Genomic DNA, 24,294 nt, shown 5'->3' on the forward strand with positions numbered 1-24,294 from the left:
GGAAGCTATACAATCAAACCAGGAGGGTGCTATGGCGACCGTTTATCTTGTAAGACATTGTAAGGCTTCCGGTCAGGAGCCTGAAGCGCATTTGACGGAAGAAGGTCAGCATCAAGCTGAGCGGTTGGCGGATTTGTTTGCTGATAAGAAAGTCGATCGTATTGTTTCCAGCCCATTTTTGCGAGCCGTCGCAAGTGTGAGGCCTCTAGCAGACCGTATCGGTGTAACGGTTGAGACGGATGTCAGGCTTGAAGAAAGAGTGCTTTCTACAGAACATCTAAGCAACTGGATGGAGCTGCTGGCACAAACGTACTTCGACATGAATATCAAGTTTGCAGGCGGAGAGTCGTCACTTGAGGCTGGGAGCAGAGGGATGGCAGTGTTAAGAGAACTGAGTCAGGGCAGGCACCGAAATATTGTTGTTTGCACCCATGGAAATCTTCTCTCCTTAATGCTGAAACATTATCATCCTGCTTTTGGATTTGAAGAATGGAAGAAGCTAACGAATCCGGACGTATTTGAGTCGGTCCTTACCGATGGGGAAATCATTTCATTACATAGGATATGGAGTTGAGCTTCTAAGTTGAAATAGTATTGGTTCTGTGTTGCACTTACACTTATTTTTAGCATGTTACTTGCTGGCTGCTCGGAATCTAAACCTGACCAGGAGGAAGTTGCAAACGCAGCTGGCAAAGCTGAAACGGCCATGAAACAGAGGGAAATAATGGACTCGGCAGTTTCTGCGGGTGGTATTGAGAAGATCAAATTCCGCCTGATGGTAAAACGCCCGATCACGAACAAGCAGGCCAAAATACTTGCATCCGAATTCATTGAGAAGACGGAAAACGGCATTAGCGATGCGGAACTATTCAGAAACTACTGCACCTTCGAATTTGATATTTTGTCTATTGAGGGTGAGGTGCTCTACAAAGGGAAACGAGACAAAGGGGAAGAACAGATATGGTGGCAGCTTTAAAATTGCATGTAAAGAAATACGGTTTACTAATTATAGCGGGCCTGATCATAGTCGGCGGTTTCGCAAAAGGCACTATTATTTTGCAGGATATCACCGAACGGGATTACCTAGCGATGAACAGCGAAGAGAGGCGTACGCTGAAAGAGGGAACCTATTCCCTTTTTTATGAATATAACGAGAGCAATAGGCGCTTCGGACCCGTTACAATTACAGAAAACAATAAGATCAGCGATGTGAAAAGCGCATTAGAATTTAAAATCGTTGCACCTGCAGATCTGCCCCAACCGGTTATAGCGGATGACACATCCTTATCTTACACGGTCGATGAAAGCAAAGGGGAGTCATTATACAGTTTTCACATTCATGAAGAAGGCTCCTATATATTACATACAAAAATTAATGAAACTCTTCAAGAAAATGGACTGAGTCTAACTCTTCTTTATAATTACAAAGGCTTATTTCTTACGTTGATAAAAGTGATAGGGATTTCCATCCTGATCTCTCTTCCTTTCGTACTAGGCGGCTTATGGATTTACCATAGGGATGAGAAACGCAGAATAAATGCAAAGCGGGTGTAATATGCAAACTCCAAATCAAAAGTACCACGTCCTCGCTAGAGGCGTTATTCTGTCAGGGGAATATATCTTAGTCGCTCATTGTATCGGGATGGATAACACGTTTTTGCCGGGGGGACATGTCGAGTTTAGGGAAGGCATGAAAGAAACGCTCGCCAGAGAGATTGCTGAGGAGTTCGGAGAAGAGTGTGAAGTCGGAACGTATCTGGGTGCGGTCGAAGCGGATTTTGAGCAAGAGGATTCGTATCACCAGGAAATCAATCATGTCTTTCAGGTAACTTTGCCAAATTTGCCGCATAGAGTAAATCCACGTTCATTAGAAGCCCATCTGGAGTTTTATTGGATTCATTTAGAGGAGATGATTGAACACAACCTGCAGCCGGAACCAGTTCGGGACATTGTCAAAGGATACTATCGCCGTGACCCGGGACCTTTTTGGGGCAGCACGTTCGACGGCAAGACGGACTGAAAAAATAGATTGAATAAATACTACTACTTATTGTATATTTATTCATATTACATTGGAGGCGGACGGTGGTTGTTATGGCGTTGTCGGTAAGTACCGTATGTCGGAAAGCGACAGTGGGCGACGTGGACACATTATATGAATTAATACAGGGTTATGCGGAACAAGGCATTATGCTCCCGAGGTCGAAGGAAGCCCTCCACAGAATGATCGATACGTTTGTGGTGGCTGAGCAGTCAGGGGTAGTGATTGGGTGCGGGTCTTTATGCAAGCTGGGCCAGGATCTGGTAGAGATCCGGTCACTGGGAATCAGCGACGGCTACAAGGGCCAGGGCATCGGCGGCAAGCTGGTCGATTCGCTTATGGAACAGGCGAAGGAGCTGGGAACGCCGAAGGTGATGGCTTTGACATATGAGGTCGAATTTTTCAAGAAAAACGGTTTCACGGTGGTTGAAAAAGAGATCTTTCCGGAGAAAGTATGGACCGATTGTGTCCACTGCAAAAAGCAGCACTGCTGTGATGAAATAGCGGTTCTCAAAGTACTGAACTGACTTGACAACGTCAAGTTGGTTTGGTATTTTTGTAATATCACTTAGCACTCACTACAGAAGAGTGCTAACATGAACACGAAGGAGGAACCCGGTTATGTTAACGGAACGGCAGCGTCTCATTCTTAACGCTATTATCGATGATTATATTCGTTCGGCCGAACCGGTGGGTTCCCGCAGCATCTCGAAGCGGAACGAAGTAGCGTTCAGCCCGGCAACGATCCGCAATGAAATGTCCGATTTGGAGGATCTCGGCTTCCTGGAGCAGCCCCATACATCGGCAGGACGGATCCCTTCCCATAAAGGATACCGTTATTATGTAGACCATCTTGTGAAATTAGGAGATATCAGCAAGCATGAGCTGGATGTGCTCAAGCTTTTTTTTGCCGAGCGGATTCAGGAAATTGAACAGGTAATCCAGCATGCGGCCTCGATTCTATCTAATTTGACTAATTATACATCCATTGTGCTTGGTCCTGAGGTATTCACGACAACGCTGCGTCACTTGCAGCTGCTTCCGCTTGGCGATGATACGGCGGTAGCTATTATCGTAACGAATACAGGTCACGTCGAGAACAAGACCGTGAAACTTCCGTCCGGGATTCAGGCCGGCGAACTGGAGAAGGTTGTAAACCTGTTGAACCAGAAGCTCGCAGGCGTGCCGCTTTTGCATCTTAAATCGAAGCTCCATTCCGAAATCGGCGAGGAAATGAGCAGGTATGTGAGCGGGTATGAAGAATTGCTGGGCATGCTCGAGGGAGTTTTTGTCAATGACCCGCAAAGCCGCGTCCATTTGAGCGGTACGACGAATATGCTGGCACAGCCTGAGTTTAAAGACGTAGACAAGGTAAAAACGATTCTGGATCTGTTCGAGGAAACCCCAACTTGGGTAAAGATGTTTCATTCGGCACCGGAAGGAATTCAGGTCCGGATCGGTACGGAGAACAATATGGAGGCTATTAATTCCTGCAGTCTGATTACCGCGACGTACACGTTGGAGGGTCAGAATTTAGGCACAATCGGAATTTTGGGTCCGACAAGAATGGATTATGCCAAGGTGATTTCTCTAATGGATGTTCTGTCTAAGGACTTAGCGCTGCTGATGGGGCGTTTTTACAAATAAGAAGCAGAAGTAACAACCTGCAAAGAAGGGAACGTAAACCGATGACCTCAAAGCAGATGAACCCTGACGGGGAAGAGCGTTATGCAACGATAACGAATAATGCCAGCGCCATCCGGGCCATATGCTCGGCCGTTGAGAGCACGTTAGGCCCCAAGGGGCTCGACACGATGCTGGTCGGTCCCCAGGGCGACGTGATCATCACGAATGACGGCGTTACGATCCTCGAGAAGATGGACGTTACTCACCCGGCGGCCCGGCTGCTGATCCAGGTGGCAAGGGCGCAGCAGGAGCAGGTAGGCGACGGCACAACAACGGCAACCGTACTTGCAGGCGCGCTGCTTAACGAAGGCGTCGCCCAGGTAGTCAAAGGCGTGCCTGCCGCAAAAGTGGTGCGCGGCATCGAGCAGGCGGCGGCGCTGGCCGTGGAATCGCTGAAGCGCCGGGCGATCGCCGTCGAGGGACTCGACGATCCGCTGCTGCAGCGCACGGCCTACATCGCCGGCCGGGAGCACGGCGACATTGCCCGTCTCGTCATTGAGGCGGCGCATATCGCGGGTACGGATCGCCTGCGCGATCCGGCCTATTGTTTCGCAGACGCCGTGACCGCGCACGAGAAAGCCGGCAACGAGGTATGGCCTGGGCTTCTGCTCCACAAGAAGCCGATGAATATGCAGATGGAAATCGATCTGGAGGAAACGCCGGTGCTCGTCCTTCAGGATGCGCTCGAACCGGATCCGGTAGATGAGGAAGCACTTGCTACCGAAGCCGGGTTCCGACAGTATATGGAGCATAAGGAACAGTTTCGCTCAAACTTAAGGAAGCTCGCGGAACTGGGCATCGGTTTCATTGCCGCGGACCGCGGGGTGCATCAAGAGGCGGAGCAATTCTTCTCCGACCTTGGCGTGATGGTGCTGCAGCGGGTATCCAAAGCGGACCTGCAGTTGATCTGCGAACATACCGGCGCCCGTCCCATTAAACGAATTGCCTTACATAAACCGAAACAGGAATTGCAAGGCTATTTCGGTCTCGCTAAGAAGGTCTCCTATGACGATAAGCTGAGCCGGATTCGTTTAATCGGCGGTACGGACCGCCCTATGGTCACGATGATTGTCGGCGCCTCGACCCAAGAGGTCGTCGGAGAGCGTGCCCGTATCGCCAAGGACGCGGCTTCGGCCGTGCAGGCTGCCGTCCGGGGGGGCTACCTTCCCGGCGGCGGCGCCGTGGAGATTGCCGTTGCGAGGGAGCTGGAACGCTACCGCGATACGGTCAAGGACATGGAGGCGTTCGGTGTGGAAGCGGTCATCCAGGCTCTTCGTAAGCCGCTTGCGCAGATCGTGCTGAACGCCGGCTTTAATCCGCTGGAGAAGGTGGAGCAGGCTAAAGCTGCTCAACTGGTGCAGGACACCGACAGGGTTGGCATTGACTGCGACACAGGGAACTTAATGGACTGCCTTGAAGCAGGCATAGTGGATCCCGCGCTGGTGAAGGTTCATGCGCTGAAAGCTGCTGCTGAAGTAGCCGGCGCAATTTTGCGGATTCACACGGTCATCAAAATGAGATCAATGGCGGAACTTTAATTCCGCGGCAAAACAGTGCATACTAAGAGAAGTGTGTTTACCAGTTTAAGGAGGTGAAATGGAAGGTGAGTTTCAACGATAATAAAGAAAATTCCCAATCCATGGATACGGACAACGAACAGCAAGGCCATACCGCTGCTGAAGAGGCAGAGGTGACGGCTTCCCATACAGAGGAGGCTCCAGAGGCGGACGCGAGCGCAAGTGCAGGCAACAGTGAACTTGAACAGCTGCGCGCCTTGGCTGAAGAAAACAATCAGCGCTACCTGCGCACACAGGCGGATCTGGAGAACTTCCGCCGCCGTACCAGACAAGAGAAGGAAGAGCTGGCTAAATATGCGTCAGCCAAGCTTCTGGAACAGCTGGTACCGGTGTTGGATAACTTTGAACGCGCATTGGCCGCGAGCAAGGATAACCGCGATTATGATTCCTTCGCCAAAGGTGTAGACATGATTTTCCGCCAATTTGAGCAGGTGTTGACAAATGAGGGACTGGCTCCGATCGAATCGGTAGGCCAGCCGTTTAACCCTGAATTCCACCAGGCAATTATGCAAGTGGAATCTGATGAGTACGAAGAAGGAACCGTTGTCGAGGAAGTGCAGAAGGGCTACACGCTCAAGGATAAAGTGCTGCGCCCGGCTATGGTGAAAGTTAGCAGCTAATAAAAGGAGGATTCTTTTCAATGAGCAAAGTAATCGGTATTGACTTGGGTACAACGAACTCTTGCGTAGCAGTAATGGAAGGCGGCGAAGCCGTCGTTATTCCGAATCCGGAGGGAAACAGAACGACTCCTTCCGTAGTAGGCTTTAAGAAAGACGGAGAGCGGATCGTCGGCGAAACGGCAAAGCGCCAAGCGGTGACGAATCCGGACCGTACGATTATCTCCATTAAACGTCACATGGGTACAAATCACAAAGAAGTGATCGACGGCAAAGAATATACGCCTCAAGAAGTTTCCGCTATCATTCTGCAAAAGCTGAAATCCGATGCTGAAGCTTACCTGGGACAACCGGTAACCCAAGCGGTAATCACTGTTCCTGCCTATTTTAACGACAGCCAGCGTCAAGCGACGAAGGATGCCGGTAAAATTGCAGGCCTGGAAGTACTGCGTATCGTCAACGAGCCGACGGCAGCTGCTTTGGCTTACGGCTTGGAGAAATCCGAAGATCAAACGATCCTGGTTTACGACCTTGGCGGCGGTACGTTCGACGTATCCATCCTGGAACTGGGTGACGGTTTCTTCGAAGTAAAAGCGACTTCCGGCGACAATCAACTGGGCGGCGACGACTTCGACCAAGTGATCATCGACTACCTGGTAGCAGAATTCAAGAAAGACCAAGGCATCGACCTGAGCAAAGATAAAGCGGCCGTACAACGTCTGAAAGACGCAGCTGAGAAAGCGAAGAAAGAACTTTCCGGCGTTCTTACTACGACAATTTCCCTGCCGTTCATTACGGTAGTAGACGGCGTTCCTCAGCACTTGGAGCTGAACCTGACTCGTGCGAAGTTCGAAGAGCTTTCCGCTAACCTGGTGGAGCGCACGTTGGGGCCTACACGCCAAGCAATGAGCGATGCGGGCATGACGCCTAATGACATCACCAAAATTGTTCTTGTCGGCGGTTCCACACGTATCCCGGCCGTACAAGAAGCCGTTAAGAAACTAACAGGCAAAGAGCCTCACAAAGGCGTGAACCCGGATGAAGTAGTAGCGTTGGGCGCTGCAGTTCAAGCGGGCGTACTGACTGGCGATGTGAAGGATGTCGTGCTTCTGGACGTTACTCCATTGTCCCTGGGTATTGAAACTGCAGGCGGCGTATTCACGAAAATGATCGAACGCAATACGACGATCCCGACAAGCAAGTCCCAAGTGTTCTCCACTTATGCTGACAATCAGCCTGCGGTAGAGATTCATGTGCTTCAAGGGGAGCGTTCCATGGCTGCCGGCAACAAAACGCTGGGCCGCTTCACTCTGGGCGATATCCCTCTGGCTCCGCGCGGCGTGCCGCAAATCGAAGTTACGTTCGATATCGATGCCAATGGTATCGTAAACGTGTCCGCTTTGGATAAAGGCACTGGTAAGAGCCAAAAGATCACGATCACTTCCTCAAGCGGTCTGAGCGATGAGGAAATCGATAAAATGATGAAAGACGCTGAGCTGCACGCGGAAGAAGACCGCAAGCGCAAAGAGCTGGTAGAAGCCCGCAATGAAGCGGACCAGCTGGTATACAGCGTTGACAAAACGATTAAAGACCTTGGCGACAAAGTAGACGCTTCTGAAACAGCGAAAGCGGAAGAAGCCAAAGAAAAGGTGAAGAAAGCGCTGGAAGGCGACAACCTTGATGAAATCAAAGCTGCAACTGAAGAACTGACGCAAATTGTTCAGCAGTTGTCCGTGAAGCTTTATGAGCAGGCGCAAGCGGCTCAAGGAGCGGAAGGCGCAGACGCACAAGGGGCGGCAGGCGCAGGAAAGAAAGACAACGTTGTAGACGCAGATTATGAAGTAGTGGACGACAACGACAAAAAATAAGGCTTGATTGACCTGCATGCGGAAGTCAAAGTCAGGAAGATTCCGGCTTTGACTTCCTTTTGCGGTTTTCTATGGGGGTGGAAAAGTGTCAAAACGCGATTATTACGAGGTGCTTGGCGTCGGTAAGAATGCATCGGCTGACGATATCAAGAAAGCTTACCGGCAGGCTGCGCGCAAGCTGCATCCGGACGTGAACAAGGCGCCGGACGCGGAGGAGCAGTTCAAGGAAGCTAAGGAAGCTTATGATGTGTTGAGTGACGACCAGAAACGTTCGACCTATGACCGGTTCGGCCATGTCGATCCGAATCAGGGAGCGGGCGGTTTCGGCGGCGGAGGCGCGGATTTCGGCGGTTTCGGCGACATATTCGATATGTTCTTCGGCGGCGGAGGCGGACGTCAACGTGATCCGAACGCACCGCAGCGGGGAAATGACCTGCAGTATTCCATGACGATTGAATTTAAAGAAGCGGTGTTCGGTAAGGAAACAGACGTTACGATTCCGCGCACCGAGGATTGCGATACATGCCACGGTAATGGTGCAAAGCCGGGCACGAAGCCGGAAACCTGTACGACTTGTAAAGGTTCCGGGCAGCAGGAAGTCGTTCAGAACACGGCTTTTGGACGCATCGTGAACCGCCGTGTCTGTCAGACTTGTTCCGGACGCGGCCAAATCATTAAAGAGCGCTGCGGAACATGCCACGGTTCCGGCAAAGTGAAGAAGAACCGTAAAATTCATGTGAAAATACCTGCAGGTGTGGACGATGGCGCACAGCTTCGCGTCTCCGGCGAAGGTGAGCCGGGAACACGCGGCGGTCCTGCCGGCGATTTATACATTGTTTTACGCGTGAAGCAACATGATTTCTTCGAACGGGAAGGCGACGATATCTACTGTGAGGTGCCGTTGACGTTTGCCCAGGCTGCGCTTGGTGACGAGATTGAAATCCCGACATTGACCGAGAAAGTAAAGCTTAAGATCCCGGCCGGAACGCAAACCGGTACGTACTTCCGCCTGAAGGGCAAAGGGGTGCCGCGTTTACGCGGGTACGGCCAAGGCGACCAGCACGTCAAAGCGGTCATTGTGACACCTACGAATCTGACAGACGAGCAGAAAGAGTTGCTGAAACAGTTCGGCGGGACGATCAATGACCATACGCATCACCACCAGCAGTCTATTTTTGAGAGACTGAAGAAAGCTTTCCTTGGTGAATAAACGGAAATGAACGGAAACCCGTTTTTACGGCTAACGCTGTGAAAACGGGTTTTTTTGCTGCTTCATAAGGAGCATGCGTGTGGTAATGTCTTACAATGACCGGAGTGCGGCCGAAAATGGAGAAGAGGTTACGAAGCTATTAATAGACGAGGCTGCCAAAGCTTGCAAACCAATTGTGAATGATTACCAAGTAAAATTTAACGACTTTGTAACACTTTTTCTTGTTCAATGCTTGTACAATGATAAGGATCAACATGAATAGCGAAAGAGGTCATTGCCATGTGGAAGAAAGCAGTCAAGTACACCGCGATTATACTCCTCGTCGTCATAGTCGGTACAGGCGCATACGCCGGTTACCTTTATAGTAAAGCTGATCATATGCTGGACGACATGACGGTGAAGAACACGAACTCGAACTCCATTAAGGATGAAAAACCGAAAGATTTGAAACCTATGACTATTTTACTGGCAGGCATTGACCATCGCGAGAAAACCGGAAGCATGAATTCCGACGTGCTGATGGCGATTACGCTGAACCCGAAGATGAAATCGGCTACGGTCGTATCCATCCCGAGGGATTTGCAGTTGACCCCCGATGACCTGCAGCACCGGAAAGCGAATTATTATTTTCCGCATTTCTATCTGAAAGACGAGCAGACCGCCTTTGAAAACACCAAGAAAGTTTTTGAAGAAGTGGTGGGTCTTCCGATCGAACATATGGTCACGGTTGATTTTCAAGGATTTGAAGAAATCGTTGATGAGCTGGGCGGCCTGGATATTAATGTGGATATGGATATGCGGTACGTGGATACGTGGGACGGCACGAACATTGACTTGAAGCAGGGGATGCAGCATTTAGACGGCAAAAAGACGCTGGATTTTGTCCGCTACCGGAAATCCAACCGGGGTACGGAGCCTTCAAGCGATGGAGCCCGTAATGAACGGCAACAGCAGGTTCTCGGAGAATTGCTTGGAAAGCTGGCTTCGGTGAACGGCGTATCCAAATTCGGCTCCTTGATGGAGATCATGGGCAAGCATGTCAAGACAGACTTATCCCCGGGAGAGATGAAAGACTTTATTCAGACTTATCTCGGCATCAGCACGCAGAATATCCGCTTTATCCACTTGGACGGGGAGTGGGAGAGCCCTTACATCGTGGTGAAGCCGGAAGATATCGAAGCTGCTCAGCAGGCGCTGAAGCATGAGCTGAATAAAACCCCGGAATCTGAAGCTGCAGCCAAAGCGGCAGAGGATGCAAAACAGAGCCAGAACCAGTTGACCGGCAGCGATGAGGAACCCGGTAGTGGAACGGCTGGAACGAACGGGTAAAAACTGAAGACAATGAAGCCTCCGGCATAAGTGCCGGAGGCTTTTTCTCCATTCAGCGCAGTCAGGGGGATGTCTCTCGGAGCAGGATGGAAACGAATTTCTCGCTGGGCAGTTCGATCGTGACGGTAACAAGAACGCCAACTAATTTCGTTCCTTTTCTCACGATCAGCTTGAATTTCTCCTGTGCCCGGTTTGGAGCGAGAATCGTTCTCCCCATATAAAGGTAGTCAGTGATCGGGGCACCGGCATACGCTTTTTGCGTTTCCTTTACCGCCAGTTGTCCCCATTTCGCATAGGACGGCTGCTGAGAAGCTTGAGCGGGTCCGCATAGGACAGCTGCAAACAGGGACAGGATCAGTAACATAGGGAATAAGCGCATTTGTAACCTCCGTCTTTTTTTCTCTAGCTTGTGACTAACTTGCATAAAAGTATGCGCCGCGCGATAAACTACCAAAGCATCCCAATTCGATTTCATGGAGGAGTAGCAATGAGCGATACATATAACAAACGCGCTAATTTTAATATTTCCAGAGGAACCGGACACCGCCTGCCCGTGAGCAAAAATGAAGATGTAGAGTATTCCGACGAAATTGCGGACGGCGATGACAGGGAAGCACGGGAACGTGCAGCTGAAGCGGATCAAAGACAGGAGAAATAACCTTTATGGCGGAAAAAAATATACTTGCCTACTTTAACACGCCGGAGCAGGCGGAGGCTGTGAAGTCTAAACTGATGGCGCTTCGCGCTTCGGAAGTTGCGATAGACCGGTTCAGTATGTACCCGGGGGATGGATTAGAGCAAATTATGAATCCGGCCACAGGGAAAGTGCCGAGCCTTGCGTCCCTGACGTTGGATGCGGACATCACCAACCGGAGTGCCGGCATCCTTACAGCAGCGGATATCAATGCCAGCGGATTCAGCGACGGGGGTCAAGGCGGCCCTACGGGCAAAGACATCCTGTTGACTGCAATCGTGGATGAAGAAATCCATCATCAGGCTTTACAGGTGATCCGCGACGCCGGCGGCCAAATGTAATAGTGTTCTGTTTAGCAAATAGGAGACGGAGTCCGTTCATGCAGCGGCTTCGTCTTTTTGTGCTTGTCCGGCGGATATAGTACAATAGAATTTATATGTGCGTAAAAAGGCACGGGTAACAAGGGAAGAATCGAAAGGGGATTGGGGCATGCGCTGGCATGAAATCACAATACATACTACGGAGATCGCACAGGAAATGATCTCGAATTTTTTACATGAGCTTGGTGCGGGAGGAGTTTCTATTGAAGAGTCCGGTTCATTAAACAGGCCGAGAGATACGTCCCTGGGGCAATGGTACGATGTTCCGCTGAATGATATTCCGGAAGGCGAAGCGGTCATCAAAGGGTACTTTAATGAGGAGATGAGTCCCGGGGATCTGATGGACGAACTGAAGCGTTCAATTGAACAGCTGAAAGAGTTCGGCATAGATCCGGGTGCGGCTGAAATGAGTGTACGTCTTGTCGATGAGGAAGACTGGGCTACAGCGTGGAAGCAGTATTTTAAACCGCTGAAGATTACGGACCGCTTAACGATCAAACCTACTTGGGAAGACTATACCCCTGCCCAGGGTGAACTGATTATTGAGTTGGATCCAGGCATGGCATTTGGCACAGGGACTCATCCGACCACATCGCTGTGCTTGAAAACACTCGAAGGCGTTATCCAGGACGGTGATGATGTAATAGACGTAGGCACGGGTTCCGGCGTTTTGGCTATTGGGGCAGTTAAGCTCGGAGCGAGGCATGTGCTTGCCGTAGATTTGGATCCCGTGGCTGTTTCCAGCGCAACGGAAAATGTAAGGCTGAACGGGATGAGCGATCAGGTGACCGTGAAGTTAAGCGACCTTCTCGGGGTCCTGCGTACCAGCGAAACCGAAGGCGAGAACACAAGCCGCGAACTAGGCGTGAATATTCCTGTAAAAGTCGTTGTCGCTAACATTCTGGCTGAAATTATTTTGCTTTTCATCGATGATGTCTATCAGGTGCTGGAGACAGGCGGATTCTATATTGTATCCGGGATCTGGAAGAACAAAGCGGAATTAGTAGAAGAGGAATTGGTGAAAGCAGGCTTTGTCATTGATGCTAGAAATACGGATCAGGACTGGTACGCGTTCGTCGCGAGAAAGGTATAGGTGAGAGATGGAGGGATTTTTTCGTTTTCCTCTTAATGAGTGGCCATTCTTGTTCATTTCCATTGCCATTGCTTTTACAGTTCACGAATTTGCACATGCGTATGCTGCCTTTAAATTTGGGGATAACACCGCTAAAGATAGAGGCAGAGTTACTTTAAATCCAATGGCCCATCTGGACGTTCTAGGTACAATACTTGTATTTGTAGCCGGATTCGGGTGGCCTAAACCTACTCCTGTAAACCGTAACAACTTTAAAAATCCACGGCTCATGGGGATAATTGTCTCGCTTGTTGGTCCATTAAGCAATTTACTGATTGCTTTCATAGGCATGTTCATCTACCTGTTTCTTGTTTATCTGAATGTGATTGAAAATCTTAGCCCGGGTGCTACCAAAGCAATCGTTACCATGTTTCAATATTTGATTTCCCTAAACATTACGCTCTTCATATTTAACCTCATTCCGCTGCCCCCGCTGGACGGATACAGGATCGTGGAGGACTTGGCACCGCAGCACATCCGGACGCGTTTAAGCCAATATGAGCATTGGGGCGTCTATCTGTTCTTGCTGATCGTTTTCATCACACCTTTGAGCAACGTAACTATTGGACCTTTATTTAGCCTCAGTGATGATATTTTGCTGTTCTTCAGCCGGATCATTTCCGCTTTGTTCGGAATAGGCTGAACGCCTGCGAAACCTTGACAATTCGTGTAAAAGGGTAGCATTTGGGGCATAAAAGTTGTAAGATATCTTTTGGATATTTTGAAAGAGCATTCTATTCTATGTATAAAGGTTGAGAGCTTCATGCAGCGTTATTTTGTGGCGCCAGAGCAGTTTACCGATGACGAAGTCCGGATTACGGGCGACGATGCACATCACTTGACTAGAGTTATGCGGGCCCGGACCGGAGAGCAGGTGATCTGCAGCGATGGACAGGAACGCGAAGCGCTCGTGGAAATTACCGAAATCCTTGCGGGTACGGTTACGGCGAGAATTATAGAAAAACTGCCTATGGATGCAGAGCCGGCGGTAGAAGTCTGGGTAGCTCAGAGCCTGCCCAAAGGCGATAAGATGGAAACAGTGATTCAGAAATGTACAGAGATCGGCGCGAGCCGGTTTCTTCCGTTTTTGTCCGAACGAACCGTAGTCCAGTATGATGCGAAGAAGGAAGCGAAGCGGCTCGACCGGTGGAACAAGATTGCCAAAGAAGCGTCGGAGCAGGCACACCGGAACCGGGTTCCGGAAGTAACGGCGCCATACAGCTGGAAGCAGCTGCTGCAGATGGCCGGCGAGTTCGATTTGGCATTGATATGTTATGAGAAAGAGCAGGGACTGCGCTTTCGCGAACGGCTGCGGATGGCGGCTGCGGAACACCGCTTAAATAAGGTGCTGCTGCTGATCGGGCCCGAAGGCGGTTTTTCCGAGAACGAAATTGCGCAGGCGGAATCATCAGGAGTGCACTCGATTAGTTTGGGTAAACGGATCTTAAGAACAGAAACGGCGGCTATGGCCGCCTTAACATGCATTTTATATGAAACCGGAGAGATGGGAGGGACCTGAGTTGACAACAGCAACTGCAACGGTCACAGATACAGCAGCCAAAAAAGTAGCATTTTACACGCTGGGCTGCAAAGTGAATTTTTATGATACGGAAGCCATTTGGCAGATGTTCAAGAATGACGGCTACCATCAGGTAGACTTCGAGGCGACTGCCGATGTATATATTGTTAATACTTGCACAGTAACGAATACAGGCGACAAGAAAAGCCGGCAAATCATCCGCCGTGCGGTGCGGCGTAACCCGGATGCAATTATTGCCGTAACAGGATGCTATGCACAGACGTCTCCTGCGGAAATCATGGCGATTCCCGGTGTAGACCTGGTTATCGGAACGCAGGACCGGGAAAAGATTCTGCAGTTTATCGAGCAGTTTCAGGCGGAACGCCAGCCGATTAACGCCGTGCGCAACATTATGAAAACCAGGGACTTCGAAGAACTGGATGTTCCTGATTTCGCAGACCGCACCCGAGCGTTCCTGAAAATCCAGGAAGGCTGCAACAATTTCTGCACATTCTGCATCATCCCATGGTCCCGAGGTCTATCTCGCAGCCGGGATGCCGAAAGTGTCATTCAACAAGCCAAAATGCTGGTATCTGCTGGATACAAAGAGATCGTTCTAACCGGGATTCATACCGGCGGCTACGGTGACGATCTGGAAGATTACAAGCTTCACAATCTGCTTTGGGATTTGGATAAAGTCGAAGGACTGGAGCGGATCCGAATTTCTTCCATCGAAGCTAGCCAAATTACCGATGAAGTGATTGAAGTGCTTCAGAAGTCGGACAAAATGTGCCGTCATCTCCATATTCCTCTTCAAGCCGGGGACAATACCGTGCTGAAACGGATGCGTCGTAAATACACCGTAGAGGAATTTGCGGCCAAGATTGAGAAAATCCACAACGTTATGCCCGGCGTAGCGATTACTACTGACGTTATTGTCGGGTTCCCTGGCGAAACGGAAGAAATGTTCGAGACAGGATACCGTTATATGGAGCAAATGAAGTTTGCGGAAATGCACGTGTTCCCTTACTCCAAACGTACAGGTACGCCTGCCGCCCGAATGGAAGATCAGGTGGATGAGGAAGTAAAGAACCGCCGGGTTCATGAACTGATTGACCTGTCCGAGCGTATGCAGCTGGAATATGCGCAGCAATTCGTCGGACAAGTGCTGGACGTAATTCCGGAGCGGGACTATAAGGGGGCTCCGGGAACGGGCCTTGTTATGGGATACACCGACAATTATATACAAGTCGTGTTTAACGGATCCGAAGAACTGATCGGCAAGCTGTGCCGAGTGAAATTGACCGAGGCAGGCGTGAACGAATGCAAAGGCGAATTTGTCCGTGTCATGGAAAGCCAGGATAACCAGGGACAAGCCGCTGCGGAAGCAGTTTAATTTTTAACAGCTGGTGTAAATACGATGAGGATTCTATTTCATGCAGGTAAGGTTAGGCTGGAATAGAATCCTTGTTCCTTTTTAAGTGAGAGGGGTGCTGCAAATGAAAGAAATATCTGCGGGCGGGGTAGTTTATCGCGATATTGACGGCCGGAGAGAAATTCAGCTCATCCAGGACAGGTATGGCAAAGTCTCCTTAGCCAAGGGCAAAATGGAACCTGGAGAGACTGTAGAACAAACGGCATTGCGTGAAATTCTGGAGGAAACCGGAATTATCGGAGAAATTCGTGAACCCTTATATGTCATTCAGTATCAATATCAGTCGGCGGTTCATGGAACCGTGGATAAAGAAGTCCATTACTATCTGGTCGAAGCCGTGGACGGTTCACTGCAGCCGCAAGTCGAGGAAATACGGGGAGTAGAATGGTTTGAGCCGATGACCGCATGGATGCGCCAGAAAGAGCATGGATATGATAATAATGATCAGGTGCTTCACATTGCTTTACACAAATTAGGCTACGAGGTGGAATAAACATGGCAGCTTCAGATCTTACACAATCTTTATCAAGGTACATAGACCACACTTTACTGAAACCGGAAGCAACCCGCGCGGACTTGGAGAAACTTTGCAAGGAGGCTCTGGAACATCATTTCTACAGTGTTTGCGTTAACAGCCAATGGGTCAGCCTGTGCGCAGAGCTTTTGAAGGGTTCCGATGTCAGCGTATGTACAGTTGTAGGTTTCCCTTTGGGAGCGAGCACGAGTGAGACCAAAGCATACGAAGCGGCCAAAGCGGCTGAGCAGGGTGCGGCGGAAGTGGATATGGTGCTCGCGGTAGGGTCCCTGATAAGCGGAGACTACGATTATGTAAGGGAAGATATCCGCAATGTGGTGCAGGCTGTAGAAGGTAGAGCGATTGTAAAAGTCATTTTGGAAACGGGACTTTTGAATAACGAACAGAAAAGAATGGCGTCGAAGCTTTCTGAAGAAGCAGGGGCCCATTTCATCAAAACCTCAACGGGCTTTGGCAAAGGCGGAGCAACTGTGGAGGATATCCGTTTGATGCGTTCGAGCGTGTCCGATAAGGTAGGCGTGAAAGCATCGGGCGGCGTACGGGACCTGGAAACGGCACATGCGATGATTGAAGCGGGAGCAAACCGGCTGGGTACAAGCTCGGGCGTAGCACTTGTCCAGGGCGGCAACAGCACCGGCGGATATTAAGTTTAGGTACAAGAGTAAAAGACCTCAGGCGGAAGCTTGGGGTTTTTTCTTGAAAAATGGAGGCAGGCATACATATGGCAACAATCGTATTAAGCAAACAGCGCAAGAAGAGGTTGGAACAGGCCCATCCTTGGGTTTTCGCAAGCGAAGTGGACCGCATGGAAGGAGAAGCTGTTCCGGGCAGCCTCGTTGATGTGGCGAATCATCAAGGACGTTATTTGGCAACCGGGTATTATAATCCGAAATCACAGATTATTGTACGTGTTGTGTCCTACAGCCCTTTGGCTGAGATGGATGAGGAGTTTTTCGTGAAAAGGCTGGAAGCGTGCCGGCAGCATAGGCTCCGCTTTTTGGATGATACGAACGCATGCCGCATGGTGTACGGCGAAGCGGATTTCCTTCCGGGCCTGATCGTCGATAAGTTCGACGACGTGCTCGTGGTACAGCTGCTGACGCTGGGCATGGACCGCTGCCGCGAGGCGCTCGTGGCGGCACTGGTCCGCGTGTTCGCTCCTCGCGGCATTTACGAGCGGAGCGATGTCTCCGTGCGCGAACTCGAGGGGCTTGAGCAGCGCACAGGCGTACTCTACGGCGACTGCCCCCGGCACGTGCCGATCACGGAGAACGGCTTGCGGTTCGACGTGGACATCGTGGAGGGGCAGAAGACGGGTTACTTCTTTGACCAGCGGGAGAATCGCGCCTCGATTGCGAAGCTGATGCGAGGCTGGGGAGGACGCAGCGGAATCGAGCTGCGTGATGTTGAGGGCGAAGACGGTGCCGTGGTCGTTTCACCTGTGAACGCCAACGGCAAAGTTGTCACGTTCCCGTACTGGGACGGTGCGACGGTGTTGGAATGCTTCTCGCACACGGGAAGCTTTACCCTGAATGCATGCAAATACGGCGCTAAGAAAGTGACTTGCCTGGACATTTCGGAACATGCGATTGAAAGCGCGCGGCAGAACGTAGAACTGAACGGCTTCACGGACCGGGTTGAGTTCGTGGTAGCGGATGCTTTTGATTATCTCCGCCAGCAGGTCCGGGGATTGGACGAACGGAAAGACCGGGCTGCAGCAGCACAGGGTGAGGGCAAAAAGGTGGATACTTCCAAAAAACTGGCCTCAGAAGGCCGCACTTGGGATGTGGTTATTTTGGACCCGCCGGCTTTTGCCAAAACCAAAGGTGCCGTGAAAGGCGCTTGCCGTGGATACAAGGACATCAATCTGCATGGAATGAAGCTTGTCAATGAAGGAGGGTACCTTGTTACGGCGAGCTGTTCTTATCATATGCGTCCCGACTTGTTTCTGGAGACCATCCAGGAGGCTGCTGTAGATGCAGGCAAAGTACTGCGCCTCGTGGAGTGGCGCGGTGCAGGCAAAGATCATCCGCAAATTCTCGGCGTAGATGAGGGACATTATCTGAAATTTGCAATTTTTGAAGTCCGTTCGAAGAATGAGGTGTAAAATTTCTGCCAAGAGTTCCAAGTCCGGTTGACGGATAACACACACAGCAAATGAAAATTCTAAGCTTGTAGGTCAATTTTGCACATCAAAGGAGTCTGAGCAAAGTGAACAAACAAGCGGCTGTGTTGGCTCTTTCAGCGAGCCTTGTGTTATCGGTCGGGGCTCATGCCCACGCCCGTGGAGGCAATAACGGAAACATGAATATGAATGCCAATACGAATATGAATCAGACGAACGATCCTGGATATTCGGCACTTTCCGGCGCAAACCCGTTGGAACAGTCTTTCCAAAACCGGATGGGCATCCGAGGAGTGACTGGCCATAACGGCACAGGCTTTTCTCCGTTAGACTCTGCAGGTCAGAACTATTCGCAGCCTTTCCTGAACAGTGCCGGTTTTGGCGGGAACGCTGGCGCGAACGGTGGAAATGCAGGCGGTCAGCGCATGAATAGAAGAGGCGTAATGGACGGTAACCCGTTCTATAACATGACCGGCCAGGACGGGGCAGGCCGCGGCGTCCGCGCCCAGGATTACACTATGAACGGGTATAACGGCGCGGGCATCGGTACGTTTGACGGCAGTGCGCATTACCAGTTGATGCAAAACGGCCCTACGGCTCCAAATTTCATGGGGGCCTCACGTTCTCCGTACTACAACACATTGAACAACGGCAACGGTAACAATCAGGTGCGCGGCAACAACTTATACCAGATGAACAACAACAACAATACCGCCGAGCTTCGTGAAAACCTGACGAACCCCCGCAAATACGGATGGCTTGGCTGGTTCGGTCTGCTGGGCATGTTCGGTTTTGCCGGTCTTGGCCGGAACAAGCGTTACCAATAAGCGAAAAGCCTCCTTAGGGAGGCTTTTTTTGTTATGAGGGTTAGTTTCCAAAACGGCCCATCACTTCCGCCAGGGGAAGCTCAGCCATCGAGGAAATCCGCAGATCATACTCGTCAAACGTCAGCATTGAGGTCAGGCGATTCGGTACGATAACGCAGTACATGCCGGCGCTTTTGGCGGCTCGTGTGCCGTTCGGAGAATCCTCGAACGCCACCGCCTCTTCGGGCTTCACGCCGAGCTCTGCCGCGGCGGCAGTATACAACTCCGGATCCGGTTTAATCCGGCTGACATCATCCGCCGTCTTGATCACCTCAAACCATTCAAACAGCCCATGCTGCCGTAAATACTTCTCGATCCAGCTCCGCGGGGAACTGGATGCAAGTCCGATACGGAGACCAAGTTTACGGGCATCGCGCAAATATTCAACTACTCCGGGACGGACCTTTTCCGATTCCATTAATTTTCCGTGCTTTACCCAAAACAGCTCGTCAATCTGCTTTTTATCCACCTCTGAACCAGTGCATTCCGCTAAATAGGCGTAAGGGTCAAAATGCTCCGAACTGGTCCCGACTCCAAGCCCCCAAAGCTCAATCGGCAGCTCCGCGCCATGTTCTTTATAAATTTCGCTGAAAGCGTCATACCAGGGCGTTTCCGTATCCAAAATTAAACCGTCAAAATCAAAAACAACCGCTTTAATCATATAGTTCTCCTTCCATCCGTCAGTCTTCTCTTTCATATAACCAGACATAGTCCGAACTGTAAAGTTGTAAAGTATCGTTAAAACGAACCTGCCGGAATTGACAGTTTTGTGACCGCCGTGGTAAATTAGCAATAATTCATTTTGGAAAAAGAAAGGAGAACCCCGTCATGATTGATGTAATCCGTCCGTTGGATCGTCCTGTACCGCATCGCACTATGTCCTTCGACAACTCCATACATCCGGATGGGTCCGCTCCTTTGGCGTGCAGGTTATGAACTGAACTTGTCGACTGAGATTTCCAGCGTGTGCCGCATCCCAGCGGTATGCGCTTTTTTTGATGAGATAGAGAAGCAGAGGAACGGCATAGCGCAGCAAGCGTTATGTCTTTTTTTGTTTGCCTGAGAGGAGAGAGAACATGTTTGATGTTTTAGTGAAACTAGGCTGGTTTTTCCGCAGGTATTGGAGGAGATACACCGTAGCCGTGTTCCTGCTGATTGTAGCCGGAATTGTGGAAATGATTCCTCCTAAGCTGCTTGGCGTAGCGATCGATTACATTCACTTGGGAACGCTGACCCCGGGGAAGCTGACCGGAATGATTGCCGGGTATTTAGCGCTGACCGTGTTTATTTATGCGATTACCTACGTCTGGATGTACCAGATGTTCGGGGGAGCGTTCCTGGCGGAACGTGCTTACCGTTCGAGATTAATGAAGCATTTTCTGAAAATGACGCCGACGTTTTTTGAGAAAAACCGTACCGGTGATCTGATGGCGAGGGCTACAAACGATTTGAAAGCCGTCTCGCTCACGGCGGGATTCGGGATTTTGACACTGGTGGATTCGACCTTTTTCATGATCACGATTCTTACGGTGATGGGTGCGTTTATCTCCTGGAAGCTTACGCTGGCCTCCATGATTCCGCTGCCTTTGATCGCACTGGCCATGACGTATTACGGCGGGGCGATCCACAAAAGATACACGGCCGCCCAGGACGCTTTCGGCGATATGAACGATCAGGTGCTGGAAAATGTCGCCGGGGTGCGGGTGATTCGCGCTTATGTACAGGAAAAGGCAGTAGAGCAGCGGTTTCAGAATTTAACGGACGATGTGTTCCGCAAAAATCTGGCGGTCGCCAAAATCGACGCCCTGTTCGAACCGACCATTAAAATACTGGTTGGCATGAGTTATATGATCGGTCTCGGTTACGGCGCCTACCTTGTGTTCGGGAATGAGATTACCCTTGGTGAGCTGGTGTCCTTTAACGTCTATCTGGGAATTCTGATCTGGCCGATGTTTGCGCTGGGCGAGCTGATCAATATTATGCAGCGGGGAAATGCATCTCTGGACCGTGTTATTGAGACATTGTCCTATAAAGCGGATGTGCAGGATCAAGCGGTCACGAAAGAGGTGGCGGTTCCGGATGTGATCGAATTTAAAGATGTGACGTTCCGCTATCCTTCATCCAGCATTGAAAACCTGTGCCGCATCAGCTTCCGTATCCGTAGGGGAGAGACGCTGGGCATTGTAGGACGTACCGGCAGCGGGAAAACAACGCTGCTCAAACAGCTGCTGCGTGAGTATCCGCTGGGTCAAGGGAGCATCACTTTCTCAGGTACGGGAATCGGCCAGATTGCGGTAGACCGCATACACAGCTGGATCGGCTACGTCCCGCAGGAGCAGATTCTGTTCTCCCGTTCCGTACGCGATAACATCAAGTTCGGGCGGCCGGACGGGACCGACGAAGAGGTTATGCATGTGCTGGAAGCCGCTTCTTTTGCGCAGGATATCAATGTACTGTCTCATGGTCTGGATACGCTCGTTGGGGAGAAGGGTGTTGCTTTGTCCGGCGGGCAGAAACAGCGGATCTCGATCGCCAGGGCGCTGATGACCGATCCCGAAATCCTGATTTTGGACGATGCCATGTCTGCGGTGGATGCAAAAACGGAAGCCAACATCATCCGCCATATCCGCAAAGAGCGGGCAGGCAAAACCACATTCATTTCAACCCACCGTCTGTCGGCGGTACAGCATGCGGATTGGATCCTTGTTCTGGATGAAGGGAATATCGCCGAGCAGGGAACTCATGATCAGCTGATGAAGGCAGGCGGCTGGTATAAAGAACAATATGAGCTTCAGCAGGTCGAAGCGCATTTGACGGAAAGCGGGTGAATACCGTGAGTGTAGGGAAAAGACTTTATCAATATGCGATGCTCTATAAAAGAACGATTATTCTTGCTTTGGCGCTATTGGCAGTCGCTGTAGGAGCAGAGCTGTCCGGGCCTTTAATTGCCAAACAAATGATTGATAACAACATTCTCGGGGTGGAGAAGCCATGGGTAGAAACCGCTCAGGGGACGAAAGGCGCTGTCGCCTACAATGGCAGCTGGTACAAACGGAGCGACCGGCTCGAACCGGGGGACGATAAGGGACGGGAAGTGCGCGTGCTTCAATCGGGGCGTTCGTTCTATTTCCTGAATCAGCCGCTGCCTGTTGACGGGGAGCGTACGGTACAGAACGGGCAAATGACGGTGAAGACAAAGTCGGATACAGCCGTGTACCCGGTGACAAAGCTGGAACGGAAGGAACTAATGGCCTTTTACAAGCCCGAAATTCCTAAGTTGATTAGGCTGATGCTGATCTACCTAGGGTTTATCGCAATCGCCTCGGTGTTCCAGTACTTTCAGAAACTGCTGCTGCAGTCTTCTGCGAACCGGATCATTCAACGCATGCGTTTGGACGTGTTCAAACAGATTCAAAGGCTGCCGATCCATTACTTCGATAATTTGCCGGCGGGGAAGGTTGTTTCCAGAGTAACCAACGATACGGAATCCATACAGGAATTGTTCGTTACCGTTCTGGCAACATTCGTAAACAGTGCAATCTATATGACGGGTATTTTTATAGCGCTGTTTTTCCTCGATGTGAAACTGGCGGCCGTTTCGTTAGTCCTCATCCCGATCGTAGCTTTATGGATAGTGATTTACCGCAAGTATGCTTCGCGGTATAACCATAAAATCCGTTCTTTGCTAAGCGACATCAACGGCATGATCAATGAATCGATCCAGGGAATGAGCATCATCCGCGCTTTCCGCCGCCAGGAAGAGACGGAGAAAGAGTTCGACAAGCTGAATCAGGAGCATTTTACAAACGAGAACAAGCTGCTGAACTTGAACTCGCTCACTTCACATAACCTGGTGGGTGTGCTGAGGAATCTTGCTTTCGTAGGTATGATCTGGTACTTCGGCGGCGCTTCGCTGAAAGCGGAAAGCGTGATTTCCATCGGCGTGCTGTATGCTTTTGTCGACTATCTCACGCGTCTGTTCCAGCCCGTAACCAATATGGTAAATCAGCTTGCGAAGCTGGAAACCGCGCGGGTGTCGGCCGAACGCGTATTTGAATTGATGGATACCGAAGGCCGGGATGTGGCCGAAGGCGTTATGCCCCGATACAAAGGGAATGTGAAGTTCGATAATGTTTCGTTTGCGTATAAAGAGGATTATGTGTTGAAACAGATTTCACTGGAAGCGCACCAAGGCCAGACTGTAGCTTTGGTCGGTCATACGGGCTCCGGCAAAAGCTCAATTATGAATTTGCTGTTCCGTTTCTACGATCCGCAAAAAGGCACGATTACAATTGACGGGCAGCCGATTGTCGATATTCCCAAACAGCTTCTGCGTCAGCATATGGGGATCGTTCTGCAGGATCCGTTCCTCTTCACCGGTACGATTGCATCCAATGTCTCCTTGGACGATCCTTCCATCTCCAGAGAGAAGGTGGAAAAGGCGCTGAACGATGTGGGCGCGGATAAACTTCTGGCTTCTTTGCCAAAGGGATACGATGAACCCGTGATCGAAAAAGGAAGCACCTTGTCTGCAGGACAGAGACAGCTGATTTCTTTTGCAAGGGCGCTGGCTTTCGACCCGGCCATTCTCATTTTGGATGAAGCTACGGCAAGCATCGATACGGAGACGGAGACTATTATTCAAAATGCGCTGGACGTTCTCAAGAAAGGCAGGACAACGTTCATCATTGCGCACCGGCTGTCGACCATCCGCACGGCGGACCAGATTCTTGTGCTTCACAGAGGCGAAATCGTCGAGCGGGGTACGCATGAGTCGCTGATGCAGCTGCAAGGCAGATACTATCAGATGTATCAGTTGCAGCAGGGAGCGAAAGTTCAAGCGGTATAGCAGTAGGGCTTGAATGATTGCCATCCAAAATGGGCATGCTTTCTTTTATCCTGAGTATTGACTTGCCTTCAAGGCAGCAGTATACTATGGAACAAACCAAAATATGGTGAAACGCAAAGAACGGGACTAGTACGAATCCACCTTTCATCAGAGAGCTGCGGGTCGGTGCAACGCAGCAGACAGGTATTCGGAACTCACCCGGGAGCGGAAGCGGGGAAATCCTTAGGAGGAGCGGGCTTGCAATGCCTTAATCCCATTGGAAAGTAACGGCTTACGGGTAACCTCCGTAATCGGGTGCGGGAAGATCGTTGTCCGGACACCGGTTTTCTTCGCTTAAGCGGATGCAAACCCTTATATGGGGATGCGTCAAGTAGAGTGGTACCGCGACAGTTTCAAGCCTGTCGTCTCTTCATAGGAGACGGCAGGCTTTT

At 50.6% G+C, this 24,294-nt stretch carries 25 protein-coding genes and 1 other annotated feature; of the genes, 23 read left to right on the forward strand and 2 right to left on the reverse strand.

Annotation, left to right across the window (positions count from 1 at the left end; genetic code table 11):
- The first annotated feature begins 31 nt into the window (after nt 1-31).
- The 11 genes from ACFSUF_RS09765 (at nt 32) to ACFSUF_RS09815 (ending at nt 10,328) form a co-directional block, all read left to right on the forward strand.
- The gene (locus ACFSUF_RS09765; protein ID WP_377602463.1) at nt 32-574 is read left to right on the forward strand and encodes a histidine phosphatase family protein; all 543 of its coding nucleotides are present in this window, start codon (nt 32-34) and stop codon (nt 572-574) included.
- A 150-nt stretch (nt 575-724) separates the two neighbouring features.
- Entirely contained in the window at nt 725-976 is a 252-nt protein-coding gene (locus ACFSUF_RS09770; protein ID WP_377602464.1) for a hypothetical protein, read from the forward strand.
- Nucleotides 961-1,554 carry a hypothetical protein gene (locus ACFSUF_RS09775; RefSeq protein WP_377602466.1) on the forward strand — a complete coding sequence of 198 codons (594 nt, stop codon included), beginning with the start codon at nt 961-963 and terminating at the stop codon, nt 1,552-1,554. Before ACFSUF_RS09770 ends, ACFSUF_RS09775 begins: the two co-directional genes overlap by 16 nt.
- A 1-nt stretch (nt 1,555) precedes the next feature.
- A complete protein-coding gene (locus tag ACFSUF_RS09780) occupies nt 1,556-2,020 on the forward strand; it encodes an NUDIX domain-containing protein (protein WP_377602467.1) in 465 nt (154 codons plus the stop codon).
- 74 nt (nt 2,021-2,094) lie between these two features.
- A complete protein-coding gene (locus ACFSUF_RS09785) occupies nt 2,095-2,568 on the forward strand; it encodes an N-acetyltransferase (RefSeq protein ID WP_377603142.1) in 474 nt (157 codons plus the stop codon).
- Between the two features lie 94 nt (nt 2,569-2,662).
- Nucleotides 2,663-3,688 (forward strand): heat-inducible transcriptional repressor HrcA, encoded by a 1,026-nt coding sequence (gene hrcA, locus ACFSUF_RS09790; RefSeq protein ID WP_377602470.1) that lies wholly within the window; start codon nt 2,663-2,665, stop codon nt 3,686-3,688.
- Between the two features lie 41 nt (nt 3,689-3,729).
- A complete protein-coding gene (locus ACFSUF_RS09795; protein ID WP_377602472.1) occupies nt 3,730-5,265 on the forward strand; it encodes a TCP-1/cpn60 chaperonin family protein in 1,536 nt (511 codons plus the stop codon).
- Between the two features lie 101 nt (nt 5,266-5,366).
- Entirely contained in the window at nt 5,367-5,924 is a 558-nt protein-coding gene (gene grpE, locus ACFSUF_RS09800; protein ID WP_377603143.1) for a nucleotide exchange factor GrpE, read from the forward strand.
- Between the two features lie 20 nt (nt 5,925-5,944).
- Nucleotides 5,945-7,789 carry a molecular chaperone DnaK gene (dnaK, locus tag ACFSUF_RS09805; RefSeq protein ID WP_377602474.1) on the forward strand — a complete coding sequence of 615 codons (1,845 nt, stop codon included), beginning with the start codon at nt 5,945-5,947 and terminating at the stop codon, nt 7,787-7,789.
- Nucleotides 7,790-7,874: 85 nt separating this feature from the next.
- A complete protein-coding gene (dnaJ, locus tag ACFSUF_RS09810) occupies nt 7,875-8,999 on the forward strand; it encodes a molecular chaperone DnaJ (RefSeq protein WP_377602476.1) in 1,125 nt (374 codons plus the stop codon).
- Nucleotides 9,000-9,278: 279 nt separating this feature from the next.
- On the forward strand, nt 9,279-10,328 hold the full coding sequence (locus ACFSUF_RS09815) for an LCP family protein (protein ID WP_377602477.1): 1,050 nt from the start codon (nt 9,279-9,281) through the stop codon (nt 10,326-10,328).
- A gap of 61 nt (nt 10,329-10,389) precedes the next feature.
- On the opposite strand, the gene ACFSUF_RS09820 is transcribed toward ACFSUF_RS09815, so the two are convergent.
- Nucleotides 10,390-10,707, reverse strand: coding sequence for a DUF3889 domain-containing protein (locus ACFSUF_RS09820; protein WP_377602479.1), 318 nt, complete (start codon nt 10,705-10,707; stop codon nt 10,390-10,392).
- A 108-nt stretch (nt 10,708-10,815) separates the two neighbouring features.
- Here ACFSUF_RS09820 and ACFSUF_RS09825 point away from each other — a divergent pair, with 108 nt between their 5' ends.
- From ACFSUF_RS09825 to ACFSUF_RS09870, 10 genes are all read left to right on the forward strand, one after another.
- Nucleotides 10,816-10,986 carry a YfhD family protein gene (locus tag ACFSUF_RS09825; protein ID WP_377602481.1) on the forward strand — a complete coding sequence of 57 codons (171 nt, stop codon included), beginning with the start codon at nt 10,816-10,818 and terminating at the stop codon, nt 10,984-10,986.
- 5 nt (nt 10,987-10,991) lie between these two features.
- A complete protein-coding gene (locus ACFSUF_RS09830; protein ID WP_377602483.1) occupies nt 10,992-11,363 on the forward strand; it encodes a hypothetical protein in 372 nt (123 codons plus the stop codon).
- A 148-nt stretch (nt 11,364-11,511) separates the two neighbouring features.
- Nucleotides 11,512-12,495 carry a 50S ribosomal protein L11 methyltransferase gene (gene prmA / locus ACFSUF_RS09835; RefSeq protein WP_377602485.1) on the forward strand — a complete coding sequence of 328 codons (984 nt, stop codon included), beginning with the start codon at nt 11,512-11,514 and terminating at the stop codon, nt 12,493-12,495.
- 7 nt (nt 12,496-12,502) lie between these two features.
- Nucleotides 12,503-13,177 carry a site-2 protease family protein gene (locus tag ACFSUF_RS09840; protein WP_377602487.1) on the forward strand — a complete coding sequence of 225 codons (675 nt, stop codon included), beginning with the start codon at nt 12,503-12,505 and terminating at the stop codon, nt 13,175-13,177.
- Between the two features lie 120 nt (nt 13,178-13,297).
- On the forward strand, nt 13,298-14,053 hold the full coding sequence (locus tag ACFSUF_RS09845) for a 16S rRNA (uracil(1498)-N(3))-methyltransferase (protein ID WP_377602488.1): 756 nt from the start codon (nt 13,298-13,300) through the stop codon (nt 14,051-14,053).
- Between the two features lies 1 nt (nt 14,054).
- Nucleotides 14,055-15,449 carry a tRNA (N(6)-L-threonylcarbamoyladenosine(37)-C(2))-methylthiotransferase MtaB gene (gene mtaB, locus ACFSUF_RS09850; RefSeq protein WP_377602490.1) on the forward strand — a complete coding sequence of 465 codons (1,395 nt, stop codon included), beginning with the start codon at nt 14,055-14,057 and terminating at the stop codon, nt 15,447-15,449.
- 103 nt (nt 15,450-15,552) lie between these two features.
- Complete coding sequence (locus ACFSUF_RS09855; protein ID WP_377602492.1) at nt 15,553-15,981, forward strand: NUDIX hydrolase; 429 nt, start codon at nt 15,553-15,555, stop codon at nt 15,979-15,981.
- 2 nt (nt 15,982-15,983) lie between these two features.
- Nucleotides 15,984-16,670: a deoxyribose-phosphate aldolase gene (gene deoC / locus ACFSUF_RS09860; RefSeq protein WP_377602494.1), complete on the forward strand. Its 687-nt coding sequence runs from the start codon at nt 15,984-15,986 to the stop codon at nt 16,668-16,670.
- Nucleotides 16,671-16,744: 74 nt separating this feature from the next.
- The gene (locus ACFSUF_RS09865; protein ID WP_377602495.1) at nt 16,745-18,130 is read left to right on the forward strand and encodes a class I SAM-dependent rRNA methyltransferase; all 1,386 of its coding nucleotides are present in this window, start codon (nt 16,745-16,747) and stop codon (nt 18,128-18,130) included.
- A 104-nt stretch (nt 18,131-18,234) separates the two neighbouring features.
- Nucleotides 18,235-18,975, forward strand: coding sequence for a hypothetical protein (locus ACFSUF_RS09870; protein WP_377602496.1), 741 nt, complete (start codon nt 18,235-18,237; stop codon nt 18,973-18,975).
- Between the two features lie 40 nt (nt 18,976-19,015).
- Here the strand turns inward: ACFSUF_RS09870 and ACFSUF_RS09875 are convergent, their stop codons facing one another.
- Nucleotides 19,016-19,675 (reverse strand): HAD family hydrolase, encoded by a 660-nt coding sequence (locus tag ACFSUF_RS09875; RefSeq protein WP_377602497.1) that lies wholly within the window; start codon nt 19,673-19,675, stop codon nt 19,016-19,018.
- A gap of 415 nt (nt 19,676-20,090) precedes the next feature.
- Between ACFSUF_RS09875 and ACFSUF_RS09880 the strand changes: the two genes are divergently transcribed.
- Nucleotides 20,091-21,842, forward strand: coding sequence for an ABC transporter ATP-binding protein (locus ACFSUF_RS09880; protein ID WP_377602499.1), 1,752 nt, complete (start codon nt 20,091-20,093; stop codon nt 21,840-21,842).
- A 5-nt stretch (nt 21,843-21,847) separates the two neighbouring features.
- Complete coding sequence (locus tag ACFSUF_RS09885) at nt 21,848-23,863, forward strand: ABC transporter ATP-binding protein (protein WP_377602501.1); 2,016 nt, start codon at nt 21,848-21,850, stop codon at nt 23,861-23,863.
- Between the two features lie 107 nt (nt 23,864-23,970).
- Nucleotides 23,971-24,275, forward strand: a binding site (T-box leader).
- Nucleotides 24,276-24,294 lie beyond the last annotated feature (19 nt).

The sequence above is a fragment of the Paenibacillus gansuensis genome (genome assembly GCF_042684925.1).
GTDB lineage: Bacteria > Bacillota > Bacilli > Paenibacillales > DY6 > Paenibacillus_N > Paenibacillus_N gansuensis.

What these genes read in the sequence shown, in the direction of transcription:
- ACFSUF_RS09820 (WP_377602479.1), bottom strand. Translation starts at nt 10,707, where the DNA reads ATGCGCTTATTCCCTATGTTACTGATCCTGTCCCTGTTTGCAGCTGTC.
- ACFSUF_RS09825 (WP_377602481.1), top strand. Translation starts at nt 10,816, where the DNA reads ATGAGCGATACATATAACAAACGCGCTAATTTTAATATTTCCAGAGGA.
- deoC (WP_377602494.1), top strand. Translation starts at nt 15,984, where the DNA reads ATGGCAGCTTCAGATCTTACACAATCTTTATCAAGGTACATAGACCAC.
- ACFSUF_RS09865 (WP_377602495.1), top strand. Translation starts at nt 16,745, where the DNA reads ATGGCAACAATCGTATTAAGCAAACAGCGCAAGAAGAGGTTGGAACAG.
- hrcA (WP_377602470.1), top strand. Translation starts at nt 2,663, where the DNA reads ATGTTAACGGAACGGCAGCGTCTCATTCTTAACGCTATTATCGATGAT.
- ACFSUF_RS09770 (WP_377602464.1), top strand. Translation starts at nt 725, where the DNA reads ATGGACTCGGCAGTTTCTGCGGGTGGTATTGAGAAGATCAAATTCCGC.
- ACFSUF_RS09775 (WP_377602466.1), top strand. Translation starts at nt 961, where the DNA reads ATGGTGGCAGCTTTAAAATTGCATGTAAAGAAATACGGTTTACTAATT.
- prmA (WP_377602485.1), top strand. Translation starts at nt 11,512, where the DNA reads ATGCGCTGGCATGAAATCACAATACATACTACGGAGATCGCACAGGAA.
- grpE (WP_377603143.1), top strand. Translation starts at nt 5,367, where the DNA reads ATGGATACGGACAACGAACAGCAAGGCCATACCGCTGCTGAAGAGGCA.
- ACFSUF_RS09845 (WP_377602488.1), top strand. Translation starts at nt 13,298, where the DNA reads ATGCAGCGTTATTTTGTGGCGCCAGAGCAGTTTACCGATGACGAAGTC.
- ACFSUF_RS09830 (WP_377602483.1), top strand. Translation starts at nt 10,992, where the DNA reads ATGGCGGAAAAAAATATACTTGCCTACTTTAACACGCCGGAGCAGGCG.
- ACFSUF_RS09875 (WP_377602497.1), bottom strand. Translation starts at nt 19,675, where the DNA reads ATGATTAAAGCGGTTGTTTTTGATTTTGACGGTTTAATTTTGGATACG.
- ACFSUF_RS09815 (WP_377602477.1), top strand. Translation starts at nt 9,279, where the DNA reads ATGTGGAAGAAAGCAGTCAAGTACACCGCGATTATACTCCTCGTCGTC.
- ACFSUF_RS09855 (WP_377602492.1), top strand. Translation starts at nt 15,553, where the DNA reads ATGAAAGAAATATCTGCGGGCGGGGTAGTTTATCGCGATATTGACGGC.
- ACFSUF_RS09765 (WP_377602463.1), top strand. Translation starts at nt 32, where the DNA reads ATGGCGACCGTTTATCTTGTAAGACATTGTAAGGCTTCCGGTCAGGAG.
- ACFSUF_RS09795 (WP_377602472.1), top strand. Translation starts at nt 3,730, where the DNA reads ATGACCTCAAAGCAGATGAACCCTGACGGGGAAGAGCGTTATGCAACG.
- ACFSUF_RS09880 (WP_377602499.1), top strand. Translation starts at nt 20,091, where the DNA reads ATGTTTGATGTTTTAGTGAAACTAGGCTGGTTTTTCCGCAGGTATTGG.
- dnaK (WP_377602474.1), top strand. Translation starts at nt 5,945, where the DNA reads ATGAGCAAAGTAATCGGTATTGACTTGGGTACAACGAACTCTTGCGTA.
- ACFSUF_RS09780 (WP_377602467.1), top strand. Translation starts at nt 1,556, where the DNA reads ATGCAAACTCCAAATCAAAAGTACCACGTCCTCGCTAGAGGCGTTATT.
- ACFSUF_RS09785 (WP_377603142.1), top strand. Translation starts at nt 2,095, where the DNA reads ATGGCGTTGTCGGTAAGTACCGTATGTCGGAAAGCGACAGTGGGCGAC.
- ACFSUF_RS09840 (WP_377602487.1), top strand. Translation starts at nt 12,503, where the DNA reads ATGGAGGGATTTTTTCGTTTTCCTCTTAATGAGTGGCCATTCTTGTTC.